This window comes from Pseudomonas sp. Pseusp97 (assembly GCF_047304025.1).
Classification (GTDB): domain Bacteria; phylum Pseudomonadota; class Gammaproteobacteria; order Pseudomonadales; family Pseudomonadaceae; genus Pseudomonas.
The window spans coordinates 1-6,890 of the sequence record NZ_JBGLYK010000266.1; the positions used below are offsets into that span (position 1 = coordinate 1).

Annotated in this window: 6 protein-coding genes; 5 read left to right on the forward strand and 1 reads right to left on the reverse strand. The window is 66.7% G+C overall.

Annotated elements, in window-relative coordinates:
* Nucleotides 1–181 precede the first annotated feature (181 nt).
* On the reverse strand, nucleotides 182–616 hold the full coding sequence (locus ACCC94_RS26460) for a DUF1795 domain-containing protein (RefSeq protein WP_413352577.1): 435 nt from the start codon (nucleotides 614–616) through the stop codon (nucleotides 182–184).
* Nucleotides 617–856: 240 nt separating this feature from the next.
* Between ACCC94_RS26460 and ACCC94_RS26465 the strand changes: the two genes are divergently transcribed.
* The 5 genes from ACCC94_RS26465 to ACCC94_RS26485 form a co-directional block, all read left to right on the forward strand.
* Nucleotides 857–1,579, forward strand: a complete 723-nt coding sequence (locus ACCC94_RS26465; RefSeq protein WP_413352578.1) for a hypothetical protein — start codon at nucleotides 857–859, stop codon at nucleotides 1,577–1,579.
* A 331-nt stretch (nucleotides 1,580–1,910) separates the two neighbouring features.
* Complete coding sequence (locus tag ACCC94_RS26470; RefSeq protein WP_413352579.1) at nucleotides 1,911–3,755, forward strand: monovalent cation:proton antiporter-2 (CPA2) family protein; 1,845 nt, start codon at nucleotides 1,911–1,913, stop codon at nucleotides 3,753–3,755.
* Between the two features lie 11 nt (nucleotides 3,756–3,766).
* Entirely contained in the window at nucleotides 3,767–4,870 is a 1,104-nt protein-coding gene (locus tag ACCC94_RS26475; RefSeq protein ID WP_413352580.1) for an AI-2E family transporter, read from the forward strand.
* 13 nt (nucleotides 4,871–4,883) lie between these two features.
* A complete protein-coding gene (locus tag ACCC94_RS26480) occupies nucleotides 4,884–6,404 on the forward strand; it encodes an efflux transporter outer membrane subunit (RefSeq protein ID WP_413352581.1) in 1,521 nt (506 codons plus the stop codon).
* Nucleotides 6,401–6,890: biotin/lipoyl-binding protein (locus ACCC94_RS26485; protein ID WP_413352582.1), on the forward strand; the 490-nt coding region annotated here is incomplete at its 3' end. The genes ACCC94_RS26480 and ACCC94_RS26485, both read left to right, overlap by 4 nt.

Consider the following 6,890-nt stretch of genomic DNA (forward strand, 5'->3'; position numbering starts at 1 on the left):
CCCCCCCCCCCCCGCCCCGCGGGGGGGCCCGCTTTTTTTAAAACCCCACCGCGGTGGCGCCCACCCCCGCGGCCCCTATCCGGGCGCCGGCCACCGCCCCCGCGACCATCGCGGCGACACCGAAGCCATGGGCGATCTCATCGCCCAGGCGAGCTGCAGCTTGCGCATCCATGCGTCGTACTCAAACGGTGGTCGGCTGGGGTACCAGGCTCTGCATCGCCTGCTTCCAGGCCGCTTCATGGTGCGGCAGGTCGTGGGGCGTGGTGGTCAGGGTGGTGATCAGCACGGCCGGCCGGCGCTCGATGAACACCTGGCGCAGCATGAGATCGCGGCCTTCGCGCTGCCACTGGTAATCCAGCATCACCGCGGCGTGGCCATGGATGTTGAAATCCCAGCGCTTGTGCAGCTTGAAGCCGGGCAACTGCTTTTCGGCATTGGCCAGTTGGCCGCTGACGTACTCGGCGAACGACGCGTCGCCCTGGCTGGCATCACGGCTGATGACGAAGCTGGCTTCCCGGGCCGGACCATTGGCGGGCAGTTTGAAGATATTGATGCTCTGGTCCTGCCAGGCATCGGGAATGTCCAGGTCCGCTTCGTTGAGGCGATAGAGCGACAATGTGAAACCCCTTCCGTAGGATTCTGCTTCTTGAGCTGAACGAAAAATCTTCCAGCAACGCTCCCGAACAATCAATGATTGCATTGTGCCAGCGGCGCAGCCCATGGCCTCCACTCGCTCCCAGTGGCGATCGATGAGCGTAAATCCAGCGCGAACTTCGAACAGCATTTGCTAGAAGCCCGGCTATCCTTCTGGGCGTATGGCTTGTCGGACCGCCGATAGGCAACAAGGAGACGCTTCTTGAATCGGATTCGCCTGTTCATTGCTTCCTGCCTGTGCCTGACGCCCCTTTTCGTTTCCGCCCAAAGCCCCGCGGCCTTCCTTCAAGGTCCGCTGTTCGAGCTGCGCGCCGATACTTCCCCAGCGAGCTGCGTCGAATGGCCTCAAAGGCTGCCCGACGGCCCCTGGGGCAATGCCGGCGACTACGTTCCCGATGGCGATCACCTGAGCGCCAACGGCGATGTGCTGATCACCTCGGCCATCTACAAGCCTACGGGCGTCCGGGTTTCCCACACCTTCTACAAGAGCCGGCGAGCCTGCCTGGCAGATGTTTCCCCGCAGCCGCCCACGAGCGTCCCGGCAGGCGACGACACCTACGTCGGCAAGCTGCAGCGCAACGTCGGCGGCAGACTGTTCTTCAGCTCTGCCGAAGCCGAGGCCCTGGTGAAGAAGATCAACATCGACTGCAAGGCTCCCGATGGCCGCTACCTGCCGCTTTATAACGCGTTGCTCGCACGCCTGGACGAAGCCAGTACGGCGGATGCCTGGATGGAGACCAGCGTGGTCAATACCGGCAAGAAGCTGCAGGTGTTCGACAGCGTCCGCCTGAAAAGCGGCAAGGAGCTCACGCCGCAACTGACCCTGGAAATCAACGAATACGGCGGCTACGAAACCCACGGCGTCCGTCCGCAGGCGCTGTCCAATGCCTGCTTTGGCACCTACGGCCCTGTCTGGAAGCTTTAGCCTCCTCGTAAGTATTTGAATCTGCTGGACTTGCATTTCCACAGGAGCGAAGCCGCCTTACTCTCGCCGGCCGGCAAAAAGCTGCGGATCACCCATACTCAGTTCACACCCGACAGCACACGACGATGCCCTCCTCTGGAAGGCACCTGTTCGCGGTGAGTGCCAGATCGGTGCGCTCGTTTCACAGACAGGCCCCTGCTCGCTTTCCTTCAGGCATTCCGGGGAGCACGGGTGACGTGGCAGCCAGGAATCAGCCGAGCGGAGCACTCCGCGTCGGACGCAATGGACAGGGCCGCGAAAGGCCCGCAAGGAACCACAAGAGGGCTGATTCATGCCACATGACGGGAGCCTGCTGCAGGCGACGGTAATCTTCCTGCTGACGGTCGTCATCCTCGTACCCCTGGCGCAGCGCCTGAAGCTGGGCGCCGTGCCCGGCTATCTGCTGGCCGGCATCCTGATCGGCCCATCCGTCCTGGGCCTGGTCAGCCATCCGGAAAACGTCGCGCGCCTTTCGGAAATGGGCGTCGTGATGCTGCTCTTCATCATCGGCCTGGAGCTGTCCCCGCGCCGTCTCTGGACAATGCGCCGTTCGCTGTTCGGCGTGGGTTCGCTGCAGGTCGGACTGACCGCCCTGGTGCTCGGCGCCATCGCATTCTTCCTGTTCGGACAGTCGCCCGCCGCGGCCGTGGTGCTGGGCGTCGGCCTGGCGCTCTCTTCCACCGCCTTTGGCCTGCAGGTGCTGGCCGAGCGCAAGGAACTGGGCAAGCCCCATGGGCGGCTTGCCGTCGGCATCCTGCTGTTCCAGGACATCGCCGCCATTCCGCTGATCGCCGTCGTGCCGCTGCTGGCCGGTAGCGGCGATCCGTCGAACGAAGGCGTGCGGCCGCTGCTGACGGTCGCCGTGGGCATCGGCGTGGTGATCCTCGGCGGCCGCTACCTGCTCCGCCCGGTCTTTACCTGGGCGATGGGCTCGGGGTTGCGCGAACTCTCCACGGCCACCGCTTTGCTGGTGGTGCTGGGCACCGCGTGGATCATGGAGCACGTCGGCGTTTCCATGGCGCTGGGCGCCTTCCTCGCCGGCATGCTGATGGCCGAGTCGCAGTTCCGCCATGAACTGGAATCGCAGATCGAACCGCTCAAGGGCCTGCTGCTCGGCCTGTTCTTCGTCGGCGTGGGCATGACCGCCGATCTCGGCCTGCTGGTCGGCGCGCCGCTGCTGGTGCTGGGGCTGACGCTGCTGCTGGTGGGCATCAAGCTGCCGCTGCTGGTCGGCCTGGGGCGTTTCGCCGGTGGCCTGCAGCGCTCCGAGGCGATCTGCCTGGGCGTGGTGCTGGCCTCCGGCGGCGAGTTCGCTTTCGTGGTGTTCAAGCTGGCGCTGGATCACCGCCTGCTGGAGCAGCGGGTGCATGACCTGCTGGTGCTGGTCATCACGCTGTCGATGGCGGTCGTGCCGTTGGTAATGATGGCCCTTGCGCGGCAGATTCGTGGCGATGCGCCCGCCGCCACCGTGCCGGACGGGCCGCCGGAGGTGAGCGATGAGCCCCGCGTGGTGATCGCCGGCCTGGGCCGCATGGGCCGGGTGGTCGCCAACCTGCTGCAATCCCAGGGCGTGCCGGTGGTGGCGCTGGACACCTCGATGGACGCCCTGGTGCGTCAGCGCAAGGAAGGCCGCGTGCCGGTCTATTACGGCGACCCGACGCGCCCGGAAATCCTCCATGCCGCCAAGGTGGGCGAGGCGGAGCTGGTGATAGTCGCCACCGACGACCCGCAGATCAACCTGAACACCGTGGACGCCCTCGCCCGGCTGTACCCGCAGACCCGTGTGATCGCCCGCGCGGCCAACCGCCAGCAGGTCCTGCAACTGCTCGACCGGGGAGCCAATCCGGTGCGCGAAACCTTTCACTCCAGCCTCGAGATGGCCCGTCGGGCCTTTATCGAGCTGGGCATCAGCGAGCAGCAGGCCGCGTCCTGGGTACATCGCTACCAGCAGCAGGAAGTGCAATCGCTGCTCGAACTGCATCGCCAGGGGCGCGACGACGAGCCGGGCGGCCGCTTTGACGATGACGGCCCTGGCAGCGCACTTGCCGGCGTCACACCGACCGCCACGCAGGATTTGCAACAGCCCCAGGAACAACCCCAGCCAGGCGCCGAACCGCGCAATGACCGTCCCGCCTGAGGAGAACAGCCATGCAACCAGGATTCAAGCTCGACGGCACCCTCTCCCAGGGCATGCTCGACATTCTCATCAAGGCGGGGCTGGTGGCCGCGCTGGTGATCTTCTCCTTCGAGGTGTTCCAGCCTTTCCTGGAGCTGATGCTCTGGTCGGTGATCCTCGCGGTCACCCTCTATCCCGTGCTGCGCTGGGTGAAGGCGCGCACCGGCCTGAAGGACGGCCACGCGGCGACGCTGATCGTGCTCTTCGTGCTGCTGGTCCTGATCGCACCCATCTACCTGATGGCGACGTCCATCGCCGACTCGGTCGACAGCGTCGGCAGCATTCTCAAGAGCGGTACCCTGAATGTGCCGGCGCCCTCCCCCTCGGTGGCCGAATGGCCTTTGATCGGCCCGCGCGTGTATGACTTCTGGCTGGCCGCCTCCACCAGCCTGAGCGATGTGCTGCGCGGCCTGATGCCCAACATCAAGGACGCCGGGCGCATGCTGCTGGGGGCCGCCGCCAGCGCCGGCGGCGCCTTCCTGCTGTTCATCGGCGCGATCATCATCTCCGGCATCATCATGGCCTTCGGCGAGATGGGCACCATCGCCGCGCAACGCATCGCGCTGCGGATTTCCGGCGAACAGCGCGGCCTGCACATTGCCGCCCTTTGCACCGCCACCATCCGCGCCGTCGCACTGGGCGTGATCGGCATCGCCTTCATCCAGATGCTGCTGATCGGCATAGGCTTCGTGATCAAGGGCGTACCGGGTGCGGGCATCCTCGCGCTGATCGTGCTGGTGCTGGGTATCGCCCAGGCCCCGGCGAGCCTGGTCACCCTGCCGGTGATCATCTATGTGCTCAGCACCGAAGGCTTCACCGGCACCACCATCGCCTTCGCCATCTACATCTTCGTCGCCGGCCTCGCCGACAACGTGCTCAAGCCCCTGCTGCTGGGGCGCGGCGTCGACGTGCCGATGCCGGTGGTACTGATCGGCGCCCTCGGCGGCATGGTGGTCAAGGGCATCATCGGCCTGTTCATCGGCCCGGTGATCCTCGCGGTGACCTACAAGCTGTTCTGGGAATGGGTCGACCAGCAGGTGCCGAAGATGGACAAGCCGGCCACGCCGGCCGAGTGACCCAGGGAACGCCATGCCAGAGCGCGCCAGACGCTGCACCCTGTTGCTCGCCGCCCTGCTGGGCGGCTGCACCCAGGTCGGCCCGGATTTCCAGAAGCCGCAGGTCCCGTGGCTGGACGAGTGGGGCACGGCCATGCTCGACCAGGCCGGACACCGGGCGGCGGCGCCGGATTTCAGCCGCTGGTGGATGGTGTTCGGCGACCCGACCCTGGATGCGCTGATCGCCGAGGCCGACGCGCACAATACCAGCCTGCGCGTGGCCGGCCTGCGCATCGCCGAAGCACGCGCACAGCTGGCCATTGCCGAGACCGGGCGCTACCCGCAGCTGCAGCAGATCAGCGCCGACAGCCTCTACCTCAAACAGAACCAGCACGGTGCACCCAGCGCACGGGATTCGGTGTTCTGGCAGTCCAGCATCGGCTTCGACGTCGGCTGGGAGATCGACTTCTGGGGGCGTTTCAGCCGCGCCATCGAATCCGCCGACGCGGCGTATTTCGCCTCCCAGGCCAACTACGCCGATGCCATGGTGCTGCTGCGCGCGCAGGTCGCCGACACCTACTTCGGCCTGCGCACCGCCGAGGCCCGGCTGGACATCGCCCGCGAGAACGCCAGGCGCCAGGAGCGCAGCCTGGAGATCACCGAGCGGCTGTTCCGCCACGGCGAGAACGACGAACTGGACTGGCAGCAGGCACGCACCCAATACCTGGCGACGAAGGCGACCATCCCCGAATTCGAGAACCAGGTAAACGCCCTGCGCAACATCCTCTGCGCCCTCCTCGGCCGTCCGCCGGGCGAGATGCCCGAGCTGCTCGCGCGCCACGGCCAGTTGCCGATGCCCAGCGCTGCGATCCTCCAGGATGTGCCGGCCAGCCTGCTGCAACGGCGGCCGGACATCCGCGCCGCCGAACAGGCGGTGGCCGCGCAGTCGGCGCTGGTGGGCGTCGCCGAGGCCGATCTTTATCCGTCGCTGAGCCTGATCGGCAGCCTCGGCTGGAGCTTCGTCTCGGCCAGCAACCTGCCCGACAGTTTCAACCTCGCCGCCGGCCCCAGCCTGATCTGGAATCCCTTCGACTATGGCCGGCGCAAGAATGCCGTGCGCGTGGAAGACGCACGCCTGCAGCAACTGATCGAGCTGTATCAGCAGGACGTACGCAACGCCGCACGTGAAGCCGACGACGCCGCCAGCGGGCTGGTGCGCTCGCTGCAGAGCGCCGGAATCCGCGAACAAGCGTCGCAGGCCGCGCAGCGCTCCCTCAGCCTTGCCTCCTCGCAATACCGCGAAGGCTTCGCCGACTTCCAGCGCGTGCTCGATGCCCAGCAACTGCTGCTGCAACAGCAGGATGGCTATCTTGTCAGCCGGGGCAACGCCGTCAGCAGCCTGGTGGCGCTGTACAAGGCCCTCGGCGGCGGCTGGGACAGCCAGCGCGCGCCCATCGATTCCGTCACCCGGCAACAGATGCAGCAACGCACCGACTGGGGCGACCTGCTCGATGAGCCCGCCCCCGCCGCCCAGGATCAAGGAAGCCCGAAATGAGTGACACCCCCGCTACGCCGCCGGCACCGCCCTCGCCTCCCGCTCCCGGCAAGTCCGCACCGGATCGCGGCATGCGCCTGGTGCTGCTGCTGATTGTCGTCAGTCTGGTCTGGTACCTGCTGGCCGATCGCTTCACGCCCTACACCCAGCAGGCACGGTTGCAGGCGTACGTCGTCCCGGTGAGCGCCGAGGTGGCCGGCCAGGTGAAGCGCGTGGCGGTGGGCAACAACCAGGAGGTACGCAAGGGCGACGTGCTCTTCGAGCTGGATCAGGAGCAGTACCAGATCGCCTTGCAGCGCGCCGAGGCAGACCTGGACACGGTACGCCGGCAGATCGGCGCCAGCACCGCCGGCATCGACTCGGCCCAGGCCTCGCTGGCCGCCGCCCAGGCCAACGAGCGCAAGGCGCGGCAGGATGCCGACCGCCTGCAACGGCTCTACCAGGAAGACCCCGGCACGGTTTCCGTGCGCCGGCTGGAGTCTGCGC

What these genes read in the sequence shown, in the direction of transcription:
- ACCC94_RS26480 (WP_413352581.1), top strand. Translation starts at nt 4,884, where the DNA reads ATGCCAGAGCGCGCCAGACGCTGCACCCTGTTGCTCGCCGCCCTGCTG.
- ACCC94_RS26475 (WP_413352580.1), top strand. Translation starts at nt 3,767, where the DNA reads ATGCAACCAGGATTCAAGCTCGACGGCACCCTCTCCCAGGGCATGCTC.
- ACCC94_RS26470 (WP_413352579.1), top strand. Translation starts at nt 1,911, where the DNA reads ATGCCACATGACGGGAGCCTGCTGCAGGCGACGGTAATCTTCCTGCTG.